Raw genomic sequence first — 17,530 nt, 5'->3', positions numbered from 1 at the left:
TTTTAATATTAATTGCTAATTATAAATTAGTTTTTATATTTGCACCCACAAAATCCAAAAAGAGAGGAGGTTAAGACACTATGTTAATAATACCGATTAAAGAAGGAGAAAATATAGATAGAGCGCTAAAGCGTTTTAAAAGAAAGTTTGATAAAACAGGAACTAAACGTGCATTACAAACACGTAAGCAGTTCACTAAGCCTTCAGTAGCACGTAGAGCTCAAATACAAAAAGCTCAATATGTACAAGGATTAAGAGATGCAGAAGAAGTTTAGGCAAATCTAAAATAAATTCAAATCCCACTTTTTAGTGGGATTTTTTTTGTTCAAAAATTAAATAAAAGGTTGTATTTTTAACTCTACACTTTAAACTTACTTATGTCTTTTCAGTCATTTACAGATTATTTACTACTAGAAAAAAACTATTCAGCATTAACTGTAAAGGCTTACCAAAATGATTTAGAAGATTTTTCAGAATTTATAAAAACAGAATATCAAACACATTCTATTAATAAAGTAAATTATCAGCAAATAAGAAGTTGGATAGTTTTGTTAGTCGAAAGCGGGTTATCGAATAGAAGTATAAACAGAAAAATATCAGCGCTTAATACCTATTATAAATTCCTTTTAAAAATAGGTGATATTAATTTAAATCCTTTAGCAAAACACAAAGCTCTTAAAACAAGTAAGAAGATTCAAGTACCATTTTCAGAAGCTGAAATAGAAATGGCTTTAGATGACTTAAATTTTGGTGACGATTTTGAAAGTATTCGAAACAAACTAATTATAGAATTTTTTTATTCCACAGGTATAAGAAGAATTGAGCTTGTAGAACTAAAATTAACAAGCATAGATTTAGATAATAAAACGTTAAAAGTTTTAGGAAAGAGAAATAAAGAGCGAATTGTACCGTTATTAAAATCTGTAGTGCAAACAACAAAAAAGTACTTGAAGTTGAGAAGTTCACTACAAAGTATTTCGAGTAAAGATCATTTATTTTTAACTAAAAAAGGTGTAAAAATATATGAAACACTTGTTTACAGAATAATAAATGATTATTTTAGTTCGGCATCTTCAAAAGTAAAAAAGAGTCCGCATATACTAAGGCACTCTTTTGCAACACATTTGTTAAACCAAGGTGCAGATTTAAATGCTGTTAAAGAACTTCTTGGACATTCAAGTTTAGCTGCTACCCAAGTTTATACACATAACAGTATAGCAGAGTTAAAAAAAGTGCACATAAATGCACACCCAAGAAGTAAAAAATAGTATAAATTATTGTCTAACCAAAAAAGCAGTAGTATAAATAAGCCCTAAATGTATATATTGTGTTTTATTGCAAGTATTGTTTTTGGCTAATTACATCCCACTGATTTTTTAAAATTAAAATGTAACCAGATGAAAGTGAACACACAATCCGTAAATTTTAATGCAGATCAAAAGTTGATAAATTTTATTCAAAAGCGAATGGATAAGTTAGACCAGTTTTATGATAAAGTGATTAAATCTGATGTTTTTTTAAAAGTAGAAAATACAAGTAATAAAGAAAATAAAATATTTGAAGCAAGAGTAAGTGTGCCAGGGGATAGTTTTGTGGTAAAAAAACAATGTAAAAGTTTTGAAGAGGGAGCAGATATGGCTATTGCATCCTTAGAAAGACAATTAAAAAAGAGAAAAGATAAATTAAGAGCACATTTACATTAAAATTTCTTAAAAAATGTTTTGATTAAAAAAATAAATCTATACATTTGCAGTCCGTTAGAAATAACGGGCTTTTTTTGTGCGAAAAAAGCATAAAAAACGCCGATGTAGCTCAGCTGGCTAGAGCAGCTGATTTGTAATCAGCAGGTCGTGGGTTCGAGTCCCTCCATCGGCTCAAAATAGTGAAAAGCGAACAGGAAACCGAAAAATGTAGTAAATACAAACTTTGGTTTGGGACGAGAAGTTTATCCTGAACGCAGTCGAAGGGAGTCCCTCCATCGGCTCAAGTTCTTTAAAAGAGTGAAACAAATTTAATTGGGGAGATACTCAAGCGGCCAACGAGGGCAGACTGTAAATCTGCTGACTACGTCTTCGCAGGTTCGAATCCTGCTCTCCCCACTTTTAAATTTAAAGGATTATTAAATATTGCGGGAGTAGCTCAGTTGGTAGAGCGTCAGCCTTCCAAGCTGAATGTCGCCGGTTCGAACCCGGTCTCCCGCTCTAATATTTAAGCCGGTGTAGCTCAGGGGTAGAGCGTTTCCTTGGTAAGGAAGAGGTCACGGGTTCAATTCCCGTCATTGGCTCTATATTAAAGTTAAAAATAGAATACACTAATATTATTATATAACTAAGATTAAATTATTTAAAAAACATGGCAAAGGCAACTTTCGATCGTTCAAAACCACATTTAAATATTGGTACAATTGGACACGTAGATCACGGTAAAACAACTTTAACTGCTGCTATTACTAAAGTATTAGCTGATGCAGGTTTCTCAGAAGCGAGATCATTTGATCAAATTGATAACGCACCAGAAGAAAAAGAAAGAGGTATTACAATTAATACTTCACACGTAGAGTATCAAACTAAAAATCGTCACTATGCACACGTAGATTGTCCAGGTCACGCCGATTACGTAAAGAACATGGTAACTGGTGCTGCTCAAATGGATGGTGCAATTTTAGTGGTTGCTGCGACTGATGGTCCTATGCCTCAAACTCGTGAGCACATATTATTAGGTCGTCAGGTAGGTATTCCTCGTATCGTTGTTTTCTTAAACAAAGTAGATATGGTGGATGATGAAGAGCTTTTAGAGTTAGTAGATATGGAAGTTAGAGATTTATTAAACTTCTATGAGTACGATGGAGATAATGGTCCTGTGGTTTCAGGTTCTGCTTTAGGTGCACTTAACGGTGAGCAAAAATGGGTAGATACTGTAATGGAATTAATGGAAGCATGTGATACTTGGATTGAAGAGCCTGTACGTGATATGGATAAGCCTTTCTTAATGCCAATTGAAGATGTATTCTCAATTACTGGTCGTGGTACTGTAGCAACTGGTCGTATTGAAACTGGTGTTGCAAATACTGGAGATCCTGTAGAAATTATTGGTATGGGTGCAGAAAAATTAACTTCTACTATTACGGGTATCGAAATGTTCCGTCAAATATTAGATAGAGGTGAGGCTGGTGATAACGCTGGTATCTTATTAAGAGGTATTGAGAAAACTCAAATCTCTAGAGGTATGGTAATTACTAAACCAGGTTCTGTAACACCACACGCTAAATTTAAAGCTGAGGTTTATATCCTTAAAAAAGAAGAAGGTGGACGTCATACTCCATTCCATAATAACTACCGTCCACAGTTCTACGTACGTACAACTGATGTAACTGGAAACATTGCACTTCCTGATGGAGTTGAAATGGTTATGCCTGGAGATAACTTAACTATTACTGTTGAATTAATTCAACCAATTGCAATGAATGTAGGTTTACGTTTTGCAATTCGTGAAGGTGGTAGAACTGTAGGTGCAGGTCAGGTAACTGAGATATTAGACTAATACAGTTTATAAGTAAATAGTATAAGCTAAGGTATTCCGTTTTTCGGAATACCTTGACTTATGTTTACGGGTTTAGCTCAGTTGGTAGAGCACTGGTCTCCAAAACCAGGTGTCGGGAGTTCGAGTCTCTCAACCCGTGCAACGAATAAAATAGGTTTTACCTATTTAAATATTGATTGAGAATTATTTTCAATTTGTACAAAAAATAAAATAATAAAATGGCTGGAATAGTAAATTATATAAAGGAATCATTTGGAGAGCTAAAAAACAATGTGACGTGGCCAACATGGGCAGAAGCGCAAAGTTTAACGGTTTTAGTTGCAGTTTTTTCAATTATATTTTCTCTAGCTATATGGGGTGTTGATACGGTTTTTAGCAAAGTCATAGCATTTTACTTTCAATGGATTAACGGTTAAAAAGAAATTTTATGTCTGAAGTAAGTGAAAAAAAATGGTATGTTGTTCGAGCTGTAAGTGGTCAAGAAAATAAGATTAAGACTTACATTGAGAATGAAATTGCTCGATTAGGTTTACAAGATTATGTAGATCAAGTATTAGTGCCAACAGAACGTGTTATACAAATTCGTAACGGGAAAAAGATACATAAAGAAAAAGTGTTTTTTCCGGGTTATATAATGATTCAAGCCAATTTAACAGGAGAAGTTCCTCATATTATTAGATCGGTTACTAATGTAATAGGTTTTTTAGGTGAAACAAAAGGAGGAGATCCTGTGCCGTTAAGACAATCTGAAGTAAACAGAATGCTAGGTAAAGTTGATGAATTAGCTGTTGATGAAAATGTTAATGTAGCTATACCTTTTACTAAAGGAGAAACAGTTAAAGTAATTGATGGACCATTTAATGGATTTGATGGTACTATTGAAAAAATAAATGAAGAAAAGCGTAAACTTGAAGTTATGGTTAAAATTTTCGGTAGAAAAACACCATTAGAGTTAAGTTATATGCAAGTTGAAAAAGTATAATAATTGTTACACTATATAAATGATGCGTTTTTTTGCTTCCAAACAATAAGAAGCGTATCAAACTAAATTATTAAAAATGGCAAAAGAATTAGGTAAAGTAGTTAAGTTACAAGTTCGGGGAGGTGCTGCGAATCCGTCGCCACCGGTTGGACCCGCTTTAGGTGCTGCTGGAGTTAACATTATGGAGTTCTGTAAGCAATTTAATGCTAGAACTCAAGATAAGCCTGGTAAAGTTTTACCAGTTGTTATCTCTGTTTACAAAGACAAATCATTTGACTTTGTAATCAAGACTCCTCCAGCTGCAGTACAATTATTAGAAGCGGCCAAGGTGAAAAAAGGTTCAGGTGAACCAAACCGAAAAAAAGTAGCTAAAGTATCTTGGGATCAGATTAAAACTATTGCAGAAGACAAAATGGTTGATTTAAACGCATTTGAAGTTGAATCTGCTATGAAAATGGTTGCTGGTACAGCAAGATCAATGGGAATAACTGTAACAGGGAAATTTCCTTCTTAATCTATTAAAGACATTATAAAATGGCAAGATTAACAAAAAAGCAAAAAGAAGCTTTAGCGAAAATAGAAAAAGGAAAGGTGTATTCATTAAATGAAGCATCTGAACTAGTTAAAGAAATTACCAATACAAAGTTTGATGCATCAGTTGATTTAGCTGTACGTTTAGGAGTAGATCCTCGTAAAGCAAATCAAATGGTAAGAGGTGTAGTTTCACTTCCTCATGGTACTGGTAAAGATATGAAAGTATTAGCATTAGTAACACCAGATAAAGAAGCCGAAGCAAAAGAAGCTGGAGCAGATTACGTTGGTTTAGACGAATATCTTGATAAAATCAAGAATGGTTGGACAGACGTTGATGTTATTATTACTATGCCAAGTGTAATGGGTAAATTAGGTCCTTTAGGACGTGTATTAGGTCCTCGTGGTTTAATGCCTAACCCAAAAACAGGTACAGTAACTATGGATGTAGCTAAAGCTGTAACAGAAGTGAAAGCTGGTAAAATTGACTTTAAAGTTGATAAAACTGGTATTGTACACGCTGCTATAGGAAAAGCATCATTTAGTGCTGATAAAATTGCAGGTAATGCAAATGAATTATTACAAACATTAATTAAATTAAAACCAACAACTGCTAAAGGAGTTTATGTGAAAAGCATATTTATGTCTTCTACTATGAGTCCTAGTATAGCAATTGATCCTAAAATTGGTTAATTAAGTTAAAACTTTTATTATGACAAGAGAAGAAAAATCACAAGTAATTGAGGAGTTAACTGTAGAATTAGCTAATAATACAAATATCTATTTAACAGATATTTCAGGATTAAACGCAGGAGCTACCTCAGATTTACGTCGTGCTGCATTTAAAGCAAACGTAAAAATGGCAGTCGTTAAAAATACATTACTTGAAAAAGCAATGGAAGCTTCAGATAAAGAGTTTGGAGAACTTCCTTCTGTTTTAAAAGGAAATACATCTGTGATGTATTCTGAAACAGGTAATGCGCCAGCAAAATTAATTAAAAACTTCCGTAAAAAATCTGAGAAACCTTTATTAAAAGGAGCTTTTATTGAGGAAGCAGTTTACATTGGAGACAACCAATTAGACATGTTAGTAGATATCAAGTCTAAAGAAGAGTTGTTAGGAGAAATAATAGGATTATTACAATCTCCTGCTAAAAATGTTGTTTCAGCACTTAAATCTAGTGGTGGAAAATTAGCTGGAATTATTAAAACACTATCTGAAAAAGAAGGATAGTATTAAATAGTACGCACTTTATTACAATTATATTATTAAAAAATTATTAAAACGATAGAAAAATGGCAGATTTAAAAGATTTCGCAGAACAATTAGTTAACCTTACTGTAAAAGAAGTAAATGAGTTAGCTACTATATTAAAAGATGAGTATGGTATCGAGCCTGCTGCTGCTGCTGCAGTTGCTGTTGCTGGTCCTGCTGCTGGTGGTGATGACGCTGGTGAAGCTCAAACTGAATTTGATGTTATTTTAAAAGCAGCTGGTGGTTCTAAATTAGCTGTAGTAAAATTAGTTAAAGAATTAACTGGTTTAGGATTAAAAGAAGCAAAAGGTTTAGTTGATGAAGCACCAAGTGCTATCAAAGAAGCTGTATCTAAAGACGAAGCTGAAGCTTTAAAAGCATCTTTAGAAGAAGCTGGAGCAGAGGTTGAGCTTAAGTAAGCTTAACAACTCAAAAACACAAAGGTTTAGGTCTGGAGCATAGTCTCTGAGACCTAAACCATTTTGCGTATATAATCATAAGTATACGATATAATTATTTTTTTAATCAAAATTCCGTCCATTGATGTTGTCAACACAAGCTGAAAGATTAAATTTCTCCTCTATTGTAAATAGAACAGAATATCCAGATTTCTTGGATATTCAGATTAAATCCTTCCAGGATTTTTTCCAATTAGAAACTAAATCTGAAGAAAGAGGTGATGAAGGTTTATATAACACCTTCATGGAAAACTTTCCAATTACAGATTCTCGTAATCAATTCGTTTTAGAATTTTTAGATTACTTCGTAGATCCACCAAGATATGCCATTGAAGAGTGTATTGAAAGAGGACTAACTTATAGCGTTCCGTTAAAAGCAAGGTTAAAGTTATATTGTACAGACCCTGAACATGAGGATTTCGAGACCATTGTTCAAGATGTGTACTTAGGAACTATACCTTACATGACGCCAAGTGGTACATTTTGTATCAACGGTGCAGAACGTGTAGTAGTATCTCAATTACACCGTTCACCAGGGGTATTCTTTGGTCAATCTTTCCATGCAAATGGAACAAAGTTATATTCAGCAAGAGTTATTCCATTCAAAGGATCATGGATTGAGTTTGCTACAGATATTAACCAGGTAATGTATGCTTACATTGACAGAAAGAAAAAATTACCTGTTACTACGCTTTTCCGTGCCATTGGTTTTGAGCGTGATAAAGACATTTTAGAGATTTTTGATTTAGCTGAAGAGGTTAAAGTATCAAAATCTGGATTAAAGAAATATTTAGGAAGAAAATTAGCAGCACGTGTACTTAATACATGGCATGAGGATTTTGTTGATGAAGATACAGGAGAGGTAGTATCTATTGAGCGTAATGAAATTGTACTTGATCGTGATACGGTTTTAGATAAAGAAAATATAGAAGAAATTCTTGAAGCTGATGTTAAAACTATTCTTTTACACAAAGAAAGTACAGAGCAAGGTGATTATGCTATTATTCATAATACACTTCAAAAAGATCCAACAAATTCTGAAAAAGAGGCTGTTGAACATATTTACAGACAATTACGTAATGCTGAGCCGCCAGATGAGGAAACGGCTCGTGGAATAATTGATAAATTATTCTTCTCAGACCAACGTTACTCTCTTGGAGAAGTTGGTCGTTACAGAATGAACAAAAAACTAGGTCTTGATATAGGAATGGACAAGCAAGTGCTTACCAAAGAGGATATCATTACTATTATAAAATACTTGATCGAGCTTATCAACTCAAAAGCAGAGATTGATGATATTGATCACTTATCTAACCGTCGTGTACGTACAGTTGGTGAGCAATTATCTCAGCAGTTTGGTGTTGGTTTAGCACGTATGGCACGTACAATTCGTGAACGTATGAACGTTCGTGATAACGAGGTATTTACACCAATAGATTTAATTAATGCAAAGACATTATCGTCTGTAATTAATTCATTCTTTGGTACAAACCAGTTATCTCAGTTTATGGATCAAACGAATCCTCTTGCAGAAATTACGCATAAGCGTCGTTTATCAGCATTAGGACCAGGAGGTCTTTCTCGTGAGAGAGCAGGTTTCGAGGTACGTGACGTTCACTACACGCATTACGGACGTTTATGTCCTATTGAAACTCCTGAAGGGCCAAATATTGGTCTTATTTCTTCACTTTCAGTTTACGCAAAAGTTAACTCTATGGGATTCATCGAGACTCCATATAGAAAAGTAGAAGATGGAGTTGTAGATATTAAATCTGCTCCAACATATTTAAGTGCAGAAGAAGAAGAAGAAAAATTAATTGCCCAAGCAACTGTAAAAGTTGATGATAACGGTAAAATTTTACACGATAAAGTAATTGCTAGAATGGAAGGTGATTTCCCTGTGATTGAGCCATCTCAAGTAAATTATACCGATGTAGCGCCTAATCAAATTTCTTCTATTTCGGCTTCGTTAATTCCATTCTTAGAGCATGATGATGCAAACCGTGCATTGATGGGTTCTAACATGATGCGTCAAGCAGTTCCATTATTGTTGCCACAAGCACCAATAGTAGGTACAGGTTTAGAGCGTCAAGTAGCATCAGATTCTCGTGTATTAATTAATGCAGAAGGAGATGGTGAAGTACTTTATGTAGATGCTAATGAAATTAAAATAAAATATGCTCGTACTGAAGATGAAGCTAAAGTAAGTTTTGATAGCGATATAAAAACTTATCAATTAGTAAAATTCAGAAAAACAAACCAAGGTACATCTATCAACTTAAAACCAATTGTAGTTAAAGGAGATAAAGTAACTAAGGGGCAAGTTTTATGTGAAGGTTATGCGACTCAAAAAGGAGAATTAGCACTTGGTAGAAATATGAAAGTGGCGTTCATGCCTTGGAAAGGTTATAACTTTGAGGATGCAATTGTAATTTCTGAAAAAGTAGTTCGTGAAGATATCTTTACATCTATTCATATTGATGAGTATTCACTTGAAGTACGTGATACAAAATTAGGTAACGAAGAGTTAACTAACGATATTCCTAACGTTTCTGAAGAAGCTACTAAAGATTTAGATGAAAACGGAATGATTCGTGTTGGTGCCGAGGTTAAGCCTGGTGATATCCTTATTGGTAAAATTACGCCAAAAGGTGAATCTGATCCAACTCCGGAAGAAAAATTATTACGTGCCATCTTTGGTGATAAAGCAGGTGATGTAAAAGATGCTTCATTAAAAGCTTCGCCATCTTTAAATGGTGTTGTAATTGAGAAGAAATTATTTGCAAGAGCAGTAAAAGATAAGCGTAAGAGAGCTCAAGATAAAGATGATATTCTAGCTTTAGAAGCACAATACGATAGAAAATTTGATGATTTAAAGGCTATTTTAGTTGAAAAATTATTTGCTATTGTAAATGGTAAAACTGCTCAAGGTATCTTTAATGATTTAGGTGAAGAAGTATTACCAAAAGGTAAAAAATTCACTTTAAAAATGTTAAATGCTGTTGATGATTATGCGCATTTAGTGTCTGGAAAATGGACAACAGATGACCATACAAATCAATTAGTAGCAGATTTAATTCATAACTATAAAATTAAAGAAAACGACTTACAAGGTTCTTTAAGAAGAGAGAAGTTTACTATCTCTGTAGGTGATGAGTTACCAGCAGGTATCATTAAATTAGCTAAAGTTTATATTGCTAAGAAGCGTAAACTTAAAGTAGGTGATAAAATGGCAGGACGTCATGGTAACAAAGGTATTGTTGCACGTATCGTTCGTCAGGAAGATATGCCTTTCTTAGAAGATGGAACTCCAGTTGATATTGTATTAAACCCACTTGGTGTACCTTCTCGTATGAATATTGGTCAGATTTATGAAACTGTTCTTGGATGGGCAGGTCAAAAATTAGATCGTACTTATGCAACTCCAATTTTTGATGGAGCAACAATAGATCAAATTAATGAATTTACAGATGAAGCTGGAATTCCAAGATATGGTCATACCTATTTATATGATGGTGGAACAGGAGAGCGTTTCGATCAACCAGCAACGGTTGGTGTAATCTACATGTTGAAATTAGGACACATGGTAGACGATAAAATGCACGCACGTTCTATAGGGCCTTACTCATTAATTACACAGCAACCTCTTGGTGGTAAAGCACAATTTGGTGGTCAGCGTTTTGGTGAGATGGAAGTTTGGGCACTTGAAGCTTATGGAGCATCAAGTACCTTACGTGAGATTTTAACTGTAAAATCTGATGATGTAATTGGTAGAGCTAAAACATACGAAAGTATTGTAAAAGGTGAGCCAATGCCAGATCCAGGATTACCAGAATCGTTCAACGTACTTATGCACGAATTGAAAGGTTTAGGTTTAGACATCAGATTAGAAGAGTAGTTAATTAATAAATTCATTTCAACCATATATTATGGCAAGAAAACAAGATAAGAATACAGTAAAGAGATTTAACAAAATCTCAATTGGTTTAGCATCACCAGAGTCTATTTTAGCAGAATCTAGAGGTGAAGTTTTAAAACCAGAAACTATCAATTATCGAACTCACAAACCAGAAAGAGATGGTTTGTTCTGTGAGCGTATTTTTGGTCCTGTTAAGGATTACGAGTGTGCTTGTGGTAAATATAAAAGAATTCGCTACAAAGGTATTGTTTGTGACCGTTGTGGTGTAGAAGTAACAGAAAAGAAAGTACGTCGTGATAGAGTAGGGCATATTAATTTAGTAGTTCCTGTTGCTCATATCTGGTACTTCCGTTCGTTACCAAACAAAATTGGTTATTTATTAGGATTACCATCTAAGAAATTAGATATGATAATTTACTACGAACGTTACGTAGTAATTCAACCAGGTAATGCTAAAAATGAAGAAGGTGAACCATTGCAAAAAATGGATTTCTTAACTGAAGAAGAATATTTAAATATTTTAGAAGCACTTCCTCAAGAAAACCAATATCTAGACGATACAGACCCAGAGAAATTTATTGCAAAAATGGGTGCTGAATGTTTAATAGAGTTATTAGCAAGAATTGATTTAGAATCGTTATCATACGAATTACGTCATAAAGCGAATACTGAAACGTCTAAGCAACGTAAAACTGAGGCTTTAAAACGTTTACAAGTTGTAGAAGCATTACGTGAATCTAATAATAACAGAGAAAATCGTCCTGAGTGGATGATAATGAAGGTTATTCCTATCATTCCGCCAGAGTTACGTCCGTTAGTACCGTTAGATGGTGGTCGTTTTGCTACTTCAGATTTAAATGATTTATACCGTCGTGTAATTATCCGTAATAACCGTTTAAAAAGGTTAGTTGAGATAAAAGCACCTGAGGTGATTTTACGTAATGAAAAACGTATGTTACAAGAATCTGTAGATTCATTATTTGATAACACTCGTAAATCATCTGCAGTAAAAACCGATTCTAATAGACCATTAAAATCATTATCAGATTCACTTAAAGGTAAGCAAGGTCGTTTTCGTCAAAACTTACTTGGTAAGCGTGTTGATTATTCAGCTCGTTCTGTAATTGTTGTTGGTCCAGAATTAAAATTATTTGAATGTGGATTGCCAAAAAATATGGCAGCTGAATTATACAAACCTTTTGTAATTAGAAAACTAATTGAAAGAGGTATTGTTAAGACAGTAAAATCTGCAAAGAAAATTATAGATAAAAGAGAGCCAGTGGTTTGGGATATTTTGGAAAATGTTCTTAAAGGACATCCAGTATTACTAAACCGTGCGCCTACTTTACATAGATTGGGTATACAAGCATTCCAACCAAAATTAATTGAAGGAAAAGCAATTCAGTTACACCCATTAGTTTGTACAGCATTTAACGCCGATTTTGATGGTGATCAAATGGCGGTTCACTTACCATTAGGGCCAGAAGCTATTTTAGAATGTCAATTATTAATGTTGGCTTCTCATAATATCTTAAACCCAGCAAATGGATCTCCAGTAACCGTACCATCTCAAGATATGGTACTTGGTCTTTATTATATGACTAAGTTACGTAAATCTACTCCAGAATTACCAGTTAAAGGAGAAGGTTTAACATTCTATTCTCCTGAAGAAGTAGAAATTGCTTTCAATGAAAAGAAAGTAGATTTAAATGCAGGTATTAAAGTACGTACCATAGATATTAATGAAGATGGTAAGCTTGACAAAATGATTGTTGAGACTACTGTTGGTCGTGTATTATTTAATCAACACGTGCCACAAGCAGCAGGATATATTAATCAAGTACTTACTAAAAAATCATTAAGAGATATTATTGGTGATATTCTTAAAGTAACATCTGTTCCAGAAACTGCTGATTTCTTAGATGCTATTAGAACTTTAGGATTCAAATTTGCATTTCAAGGTGGTTTATCATTCAGTTTAGGTGATATTATTATTCCGCCAGAAAAACAAGGAATGATTGATAAAGCTAATGGTTTAGTTGATGGTATTACCGGAAACTATAACATGGGACTTATCACTAATAACGAGCGTTACAACCAAGTTATTGATATTTGGACTTCTACAAATGCTGAATTGACCGAATTGTCTATGAAGCGTATTCGTGAAGATCAACAAGGATTTAACTCTGTGTTTATGATGCTTGACTCTGGAGCTCGTGGATCTAAAGAACAGATTCGTCAGTTAACCGGTATGCGTGGATTAATGGCAAAACCTAAAAAATCTAACGCAGGAGGTGGAGAGATTATTGAAAATCCAATTCTTTCTAACTTTAAAGAAGGGCTTTCAATTTTAGAATATTTTATCTCAACTCACGGTGCTCGTAAAGGTCTTGCAGATACAGCTCTTAAAACTGCCGATGCAGGTTACTTAACACGTCGTTTAGTTGATGTATCTCAAGATGTTATTATCAATACTGAAGATTGTGGTACATTAAGAGGTGTTGAAGTTGAACCATTGAAGAAGAATGATGAAGTTGTTGAAACTTTAGAAGAAAGAATCGTTGGTCGTGTATCATTAAATGATGTTCATAATCCATTAACAGACGAGTTGTTAGTAGCTTCTGGTCAGTTAATTGAAGATAAAATAGCAAAAGCAATTGAAGAATCACCAATTGAAAGTATTGAAGTACGTTCAGCATTAACTTGTGAAGCTTTACAAGGTATTTGTGCTAAATGTTACGGACGTAACTTAGCTACCGGTAAAATGGTACAACGTGGTGAGGCTGTTGGTGTTGTTGCTGCACAATCTATTGGAGAACCTGGTACACAGTTAACATTGCGTACTTTCCACGTAGGTGGTATTGCAGGTAACATCTCAGAAGATAATAAATTAGCTGTTAAGTTTGATGGTGTTGCAGAGATTGAAGATTTAAAAACAGTTAAAGGTCAAGATAGTGAAGGTAATGCTATAGATATAGTTATTTCTAGAACATCTGAACTTAAATTAACAGATAAGAAAACGGGTATTGTTTTAAGTACTAATAACATTCCTTACGGTTCTACTATTTTTGTTAAGAGTGGTGACCAACTAAGTAAAGGTGATGTAGTTTGTACTTGGGATCCTTATAACGGTGTAATTATTTCAGAATTTGCTGGTAAAGTAAAATATGAAAACATCGAACAAGGTATCACATATCAAGTTGAAATTGATGAGCAAACAGGTTTCCAAGAAAAAGTAATTTCTGAATCTAGAAACAAAAAGCTTATTCCAACACTTCATATTGAAGATAGTAAAGGTGAAACCATACGTTCTTACAACTTACCAGTTGGAGCGCATTTAATGATTGATGATGGTGAGAAAATTAATATTGGTAAAATATTAGTTAAAATACCTCGTAAATCTGCAAAAGCAGGGGATATTACAGGAGGTTTACCACGTGTAACAGAGTTGTTTGAAGCACGTAACCCTTCTAACCCAGCAGTTGTAAGTGAAATTGATGGTGTGGTTTCATTCGGAAAAATTAAGCGTGGTAACCGTGAGATAATTGTTGAGTCTAAATTAGGTGAAATTAAGAAATACTTAGTTAAGTTATCTAATCAAATTCTTGTTCAAGAAAATGATTATGTTAAAGCTGGTATGCCATTATCTGATGGTTCTATTACACCTAACGATATTTTAAATATCAAAGGACCTTCAGCAGTACAACAATACTTAGTTAACGAAGTACAGGAAGTATATCGTTTACAAGGTGTAAAAATTAATGATAAGCACTTTGAGGTTGTTGTAAGACAAATGATGCGTAAAGTACGTATTATTGATTCTGGTGATACTATTTTCTTAGAAGATCAATTAGCTCATAAAGCAGATTTCATTAAAGAAAATGATGATATCTTCGGAATGAAAGTTATTGAAGATGCTGGAGATTCAACAAATCTTAAAGCGGGTCAAATTATCTCACCACGTGAGTTAAGAGACGAAAATTCAATCTTACGTAGAGAAGATAAAAATCTTGTTGTGGCTAGAGATGCTAAACCAGCAACAGCTACTCCAATACTGCAAGGTATAACAAGAGCATCGCTTCAAACCAAGTCATTTATTTCTGCGGCATCGTTCCAGGAAACAACTAAAGTACTTAATGAAGCTGCAGTTGCAGGTAAAGTAGATTCTTTAGAAGGCTTGAAAGAAAATGTAATTGTTGGTCATAGAATACCAGCAGGTACAGGTATGCGAAATTATACTGACATTATTGTGGGCTCTAAAGAAGAGTTTGACGAGATGATGCAAGTAAAGCAAGAATTAAATTATAATTAATAAGTAACATTCCCGCCATGGCGGGAATGTTTTTTTATAACAATATTTACTATTATGGCTAACGAAAACGATAAACCAAAACAAGGGCAAATTAATATTGAATTAGATGAAAAAGTAGCAGAAGGAACTTATTCAAACTTAGCTATTATTAATCATTCGGTTTCAGAATTTGTTGTTGATTTTGTGAGTATTATGCCAGGGATTCCTAAAAGCAAAGTAAAATCTAGAATTATATTAACACCACAGCACGCTAAGCGATTATTAAAAGCTTTAGGTGAAAATGTCTCAAGATTTGAGAAAGCTCATGGGGAAATTAAAGATTACGAGCAACCACCAATACCATTAAATTTTGGTCCTACTGGTCAAGCATAAATAAAAAGCCTTAGAGAAATCTAAGGCTTTTTATTTTTAACAAGCTTGTTTATTTTGATTCAAATGGTATTTTAATGCACCAGATGGACACTTTTTTACTTGATTAATTATTTTATTAGTCTCAGCACTTTCTAAGTTTATCCATGGATATATGGACAATCTAAATACTTCTGATAGTTCTTTAGCGCATTTCTCTGAGTTTATACAGATGCAAGGTTTATAGGTTACAGTAATTTCGGAATTACTGAAAACATTGTTAGGGTTTGTTTCCATAAGTAAATCAATATTTGGGGTTATGATTCATTTTAAATTTAAAAATTAACCAGATTTAGTATTAAAAAAATCGTTAAAAAGATTTCAAATCACGATTAATAAAGAATAATCGATGAAATACATAACGGTTTTAATCAAATTCTGAAGTGAAATGTAGTTTAATATTTGGGTATTTTTGCTGTGTCATTTGTAAAGAAAAAGGGGAATCTGCTAAAAACACCAACTGATTATGCTTGTCTTTAGCTAAGAAACGCTGCTTAACTCTAACAAATTCTTTGTATTCATCAGTTTTTGAATTTTTAGGATCTACCCAACAAGCTTTGTGCACGTTTAAATTTTCGTAAGTACATTTTGCACCATATTCATGCTCTAATCTATATTGAATAACTTCGTATTGTAAAGCACCAACGGTTCCAATTACTTTTCTACCGTTGAGCTCTAAAGTAAATAATTGTGCTACACCTTCGTCCATTAATTGATCTATACCTTTAAATAATTGTTTCGATTTTAAAGGGTCTGCATTGTTAATATACCTAAAATGTTCTGGCGAAAAACTAGGTACGCCTTTGTAATTTAATACTTCACCTTCAGTTAATGTATCACCAATTTTAAAAGTTCCTGTGTCTTGTAAACCAACAATATCTCCTGGATAGGAAATATCTACTATTTCTTTCTTTTCAGCAAAAAAAGCATTCGGACTAGAAAACTTTACTTTTTTATTGTGTCTTACATGCAAATAAGGAGCATTACGTTTAAACTCACCAGAAACAATTTTAACAAAAGCTAATCTGTTTCTGTGATTAGGATCCATGTTGGCATGAATTTTAAAAACAAAACCTGTGAATTTTTTCTCCTCAGGCTTTACTAAGCGTTCTTCACTTTGTTTTGGGCGAGGTTTGGGTGCAATTTCAACAAAACAATCCAATAATTCTCTTACACCAAAATTATTTAAAGCAGAACCAAAAAACACGGGTTGTAAATCACCTTTTAAGTAATTTTCTTTATTAAATTCTGGATAAATACCTTCAACCAATTCAATTTCTTCTCTTAAAGTTTGTGCAGCTTTATCACCCACTAATTTATCTAATTCTGGGGATGATAAATCTTTAATCTCGATAGTTTCTTCAATATTTTTTCTGCTATCTCCACTAAAAAGGTTTATGTTTTTCTCCCAAATATTATAAATACCTTTAAACTCGTAACCCATTCCTATAGGAAAACTTAAAGGCGTAACTTTTAACCCTAATTTTTGTTCAACTTCATCCAACAAATCAAAAGCATCTTTTCCTTCTCGATCCATTTTGTTAATGAAAACAATCATAGGAATATTACGCATGCGGCAAACTTCAACTAATTTTTCGGTTTGTTCCTCAACACCCTTTGCAACATCAATAACAACTATTACACTATCAACAGCAGTAAGTGTTCTAAAAGTATCTTCAGCAAAATCCTTATGACCGGGAGTGTCTAGAATATTAATTTTTATGCCATTGTATTCAAAAGCTAAAACAGAAGTAGCAACCGATATACCACGTTGGCGCTCAATTTCCATAAAGTCGCTCGTAGCACCTTTCTTTATTTTATTACTTTTTACAGCACCAGCCTCTTGTATAGCACCACCAAAAAGTAATAGCTTTTCAGTAAGGGTGGTTTTACCTGCATCGGGGTGAGAAATAATACCAAAAGTACGTCTGCGTTGTATCTCTTTTAAAAAACTCATGTCTATTTATTGAAGTACGCAAAAATAGAAATAAAACACCTATACCAAGGAATTTAAAATTAAAAATATCTGGTTTTGTTCGTCTTTACTTTTTTACCATCCATCGACACTAATCATAGGGCTTATCGAAACAAAAATAATACAATCAGTATTTCATTTTATTTTGGT

General features: G+C 33.5%; 15 protein-coding genes and 5 tRNA genes. 18 read left to right on the top strand and 2 right to left on the bottom strand.

The window, feature by feature from the left end; genetic code table 11:
* Nucleotides 1–80 precede the first annotated feature (80 nt).
* From rpsU to MBM09_RS13690, 18 genes are all read left to right on the top strand, one after another.
* On the top strand, nucleotides 81–275 hold the full coding sequence (gene rpsU / locus MBM09_RS13775) for a 30S ribosomal protein S21 (RefSeq protein WP_238674296.1): 195 nt from the start codon (nucleotides 81–83) through the stop codon (nucleotides 273–275).
* Nucleotides 276–377: 102 nt separating this feature from the next.
* Nucleotides 378–1,268: a tyrosine-type recombinase/integrase gene (locus MBM09_RS13770; RefSeq protein WP_238674295.1), complete on the top strand. Its 891-nt coding sequence runs from the start codon at nucleotides 378–380 to the stop codon at nucleotides 1,266–1,268.
* Between the two features lie 129 nt (nucleotides 1,269–1,397).
* On the top strand, nucleotides 1,398–1,703 hold the full coding sequence (gene hpf / locus MBM09_RS13765) for a ribosome hibernation-promoting factor, HPF/YfiA family (RefSeq protein ID WP_238674294.1): 306 nt from the start codon (nucleotides 1,398–1,400) through the stop codon (nucleotides 1,701–1,703).
* A gap of 98 nt (nucleotides 1,704–1,801) precedes the next feature.
* A tRNA-Thr gene (locus MBM09_RS13760) sits at nucleotides 1,802–1,875 on the top strand.
* Between the two features lie 142 nt (nucleotides 1,876–2,017).
* A tRNA-Tyr gene (locus tag MBM09_RS13755) sits at nucleotides 2,018–2,099 on the top strand.
* Nucleotides 2,100–2,128: 29 nt separating this feature from the next.
* Nucleotides 2,129–2,201, top strand: a tRNA-Gly gene (locus MBM09_RS13750).
* Nucleotides 2,202–2,212: 11 nt separating this feature from the next.
* Nucleotides 2,213–2,284, top strand: a tRNA-Thr gene (locus MBM09_RS13745).
* Nucleotides 2,285–2,352: 68 nt separating this feature from the next.
* Complete coding sequence (tuf, locus tag MBM09_RS13740) at nucleotides 2,353–3,540, top strand: elongation factor Tu (RefSeq protein ID WP_238674293.1); 1,188 nt, start codon at nucleotides 2,353–2,355, stop codon at nucleotides 3,538–3,540.
* Between the two features lie 66 nt (nucleotides 3,541–3,606).
* Nucleotides 3,607–3,679, top strand: a tRNA-Trp gene (locus MBM09_RS13735).
* Nucleotides 3,680–3,758: 79 nt separating this feature from the next.
* On the top strand, nucleotides 3,759–3,956 hold the full coding sequence (secE, locus tag MBM09_RS13730; protein ID WP_238674292.1) for a preprotein translocase subunit SecE: 198 nt from the start codon (nucleotides 3,759–3,761) through the stop codon (nucleotides 3,954–3,956).
* Between the two features lie 11 nt (nucleotides 3,957–3,967).
* Nucleotides 3,968–4,522, top strand: coding sequence for a transcription termination/antitermination protein NusG (nusG, locus tag MBM09_RS13725; RefSeq protein WP_238674291.1), 555 nt, complete (start codon nucleotides 3,968–3,970; stop codon nucleotides 4,520–4,522).
* Nucleotides 4,523–4,598: 76 nt separating this feature from the next.
* Nucleotides 4,599–5,036: a 50S ribosomal protein L11 gene (gene rplK, locus MBM09_RS13720; RefSeq protein WP_238674290.1), complete on the top strand. Its 438-nt coding sequence runs from the start codon at nucleotides 4,599–4,601 to the stop codon at nucleotides 5,034–5,036.
* Between the two features lie 20 nt (nucleotides 5,037–5,056).
* Nucleotides 5,057–5,746 carry a 50S ribosomal protein L1 gene (gene rplA / locus MBM09_RS13715; RefSeq protein ID WP_238674289.1) on the top strand — a complete coding sequence of 230 codons (690 nt, stop codon included), beginning with the start codon at nucleotides 5,057–5,059 and terminating at the stop codon, nucleotides 5,744–5,746.
* Between the two features lie 19 nt (nucleotides 5,747–5,765).
* Nucleotides 5,766–6,287 carry a 50S ribosomal protein L10 gene (gene rplJ, locus MBM09_RS13710; RefSeq protein WP_238674288.1) on the top strand — a complete coding sequence of 174 codons (522 nt, stop codon included), beginning with the start codon at nucleotides 5,766–5,768 and terminating at the stop codon, nucleotides 6,285–6,287.
* A 62-nt stretch (nucleotides 6,288–6,349) separates the two neighbouring features.
* Nucleotides 6,350–6,727, top strand: coding sequence for a 50S ribosomal protein L7/L12 (gene rplL, locus MBM09_RS13705; RefSeq protein ID WP_238674287.1), 378 nt, complete (start codon nucleotides 6,350–6,352; stop codon nucleotides 6,725–6,727).
* A 124-nt stretch (nucleotides 6,728–6,851) separates the two neighbouring features.
* Nucleotides 6,852–10,664 (top strand): DNA-directed RNA polymerase subunit beta, encoded by a 3,813-nt coding sequence (rpoB, locus tag MBM09_RS13700; protein ID WP_238674286.1) that lies wholly within the window; start codon nucleotides 6,852–6,854, stop codon nucleotides 10,662–10,664.
* A 31-nt stretch (nucleotides 10,665–10,695) separates the two neighbouring features.
* Nucleotides 10,696–14,997 carry a DNA-directed RNA polymerase subunit beta' gene (gene rpoC, locus MBM09_RS13695; RefSeq protein WP_238674285.1) on the top strand — a complete coding sequence of 1,434 codons (4,302 nt, stop codon included), beginning with the start codon at nucleotides 10,696–10,698 and terminating at the stop codon, nucleotides 14,995–14,997.
* Between the two features lie 54 nt (nucleotides 14,998–15,051).
* Nucleotides 15,052–15,369, top strand: coding sequence for a DUF3467 domain-containing protein (locus MBM09_RS13690; RefSeq protein WP_238674284.1), 318 nt, complete (start codon nucleotides 15,052–15,054; stop codon nucleotides 15,367–15,369).
* A 36-nt stretch (nucleotides 15,370–15,405) separates the two neighbouring features.
* On the opposite strand, the gene MBM09_RS13685 is transcribed toward MBM09_RS13690, so the two are convergent.
* Nucleotides 15,406–15,642 carry a (4Fe-4S)-binding protein gene (locus tag MBM09_RS13685; RefSeq protein ID WP_238674283.1) on the bottom strand — a complete coding sequence of 79 codons (237 nt, stop codon included), beginning with the start codon at nucleotides 15,640–15,642 and terminating at the stop codon, nucleotides 15,406–15,408.
* Between the two features lie 130 nt (nucleotides 15,643–15,772).
* Entirely contained in the window at nucleotides 15,773–17,362 is a 1,590-nt protein-coding gene (locus MBM09_RS13680) for a peptide chain release factor 3 (protein ID WP_238674282.1), read from the bottom strand.
* Nucleotides 17,363–17,530: the final 168 nt, after the last annotated feature.

Source organism: Flaviramulus sp. BrNp1-15, assembly GCF_022259695.1.
Taxonomy (GTDB): domain Bacteria; phylum Bacteroidota; class Bacteroidia; order Flavobacteriales; family Flavobacteriaceae; genus BrNp1-15.
The sequence above is the reverse complement of the archived record's forward strand: the minus strand, read 5'-3'. Positions and strand labels throughout refer to the sequence as shown.

Coding starts and splice junctions, on each gene's coding strand:
- rpoC (WP_238674285.1), top strand. CDS start 10,696: ATGGCAAGAAAACAAGATAAGAATACAGTAAAGAGATTTAACAAAATC.
- MBM09_RS13685 (WP_238674283.1), bottom strand. CDS start 15,642: ATGGAAACAAACCCTAACAATGTTTTCAGTAATTCCGAAATTACTGTA.
- rpoB (WP_238674286.1), top strand. CDS start 6,852: ATGTTGTCAACACAAGCTGAAAGATTAAATTTCTCCTCTATTGTAAAT.
- nusG (WP_238674291.1), top strand. CDS start 3,968: ATGTCTGAAGTAAGTGAAAAAAAATGGTATGTTGTTCGAGCTGTAAGT.
- secE (WP_238674292.1), top strand. CDS start 3,759: ATGGCTGGAATAGTAAATTATATAAAGGAATCATTTGGAGAGCTAAAA.
- tuf (WP_238674293.1), top strand. CDS start 2,353: ATGGCAAAGGCAACTTTCGATCGTTCAAAACCACATTTAAATATTGGT.
- rplA (WP_238674289.1), top strand. CDS start 5,057: ATGGCAAGATTAACAAAAAAGCAAAAAGAAGCTTTAGCGAAAATAGAA.
- MBM09_RS13770 (WP_238674295.1), top strand. CDS start 378: ATGTCTTTTCAGTCATTTACAGATTATTTACTACTAGAAAAAAACTAT.
- rplL (WP_238674287.1), top strand. CDS start 6,350: ATGGCAGATTTAAAAGATTTCGCAGAACAATTAGTTAACCTTACTGTA.
- rplJ (WP_238674288.1), top strand. CDS start 5,766: ATGACAAGAGAAGAAAAATCACAAGTAATTGAGGAGTTAACTGTAGAA.
- rplK (WP_238674290.1), top strand. CDS start 4,599: ATGGCAAAAGAATTAGGTAAAGTAGTTAAGTTACAAGTTCGGGGAGGT.
- hpf (WP_238674294.1), top strand. CDS start 1,398: ATGAAAGTGAACACACAATCCGTAAATTTTAATGCAGATCAAAAGTTG.
- MBM09_RS13690 (WP_238674284.1), top strand. CDS start 15,052: ATGGCTAACGAAAACGATAAACCAAAACAAGGGCAAATTAATATTGAA.
- rpsU (WP_238674296.1), top strand. CDS start 81: ATGTTAATAATACCGATTAAAGAAGGAGAAAATATAGATAGAGCGCTA.
- MBM09_RS13680 (WP_238674282.1), bottom strand. CDS start 17,362: ATGAGTTTTTTAAAAGAGATACAACGCAGACGTACTTTTGGTATTATT.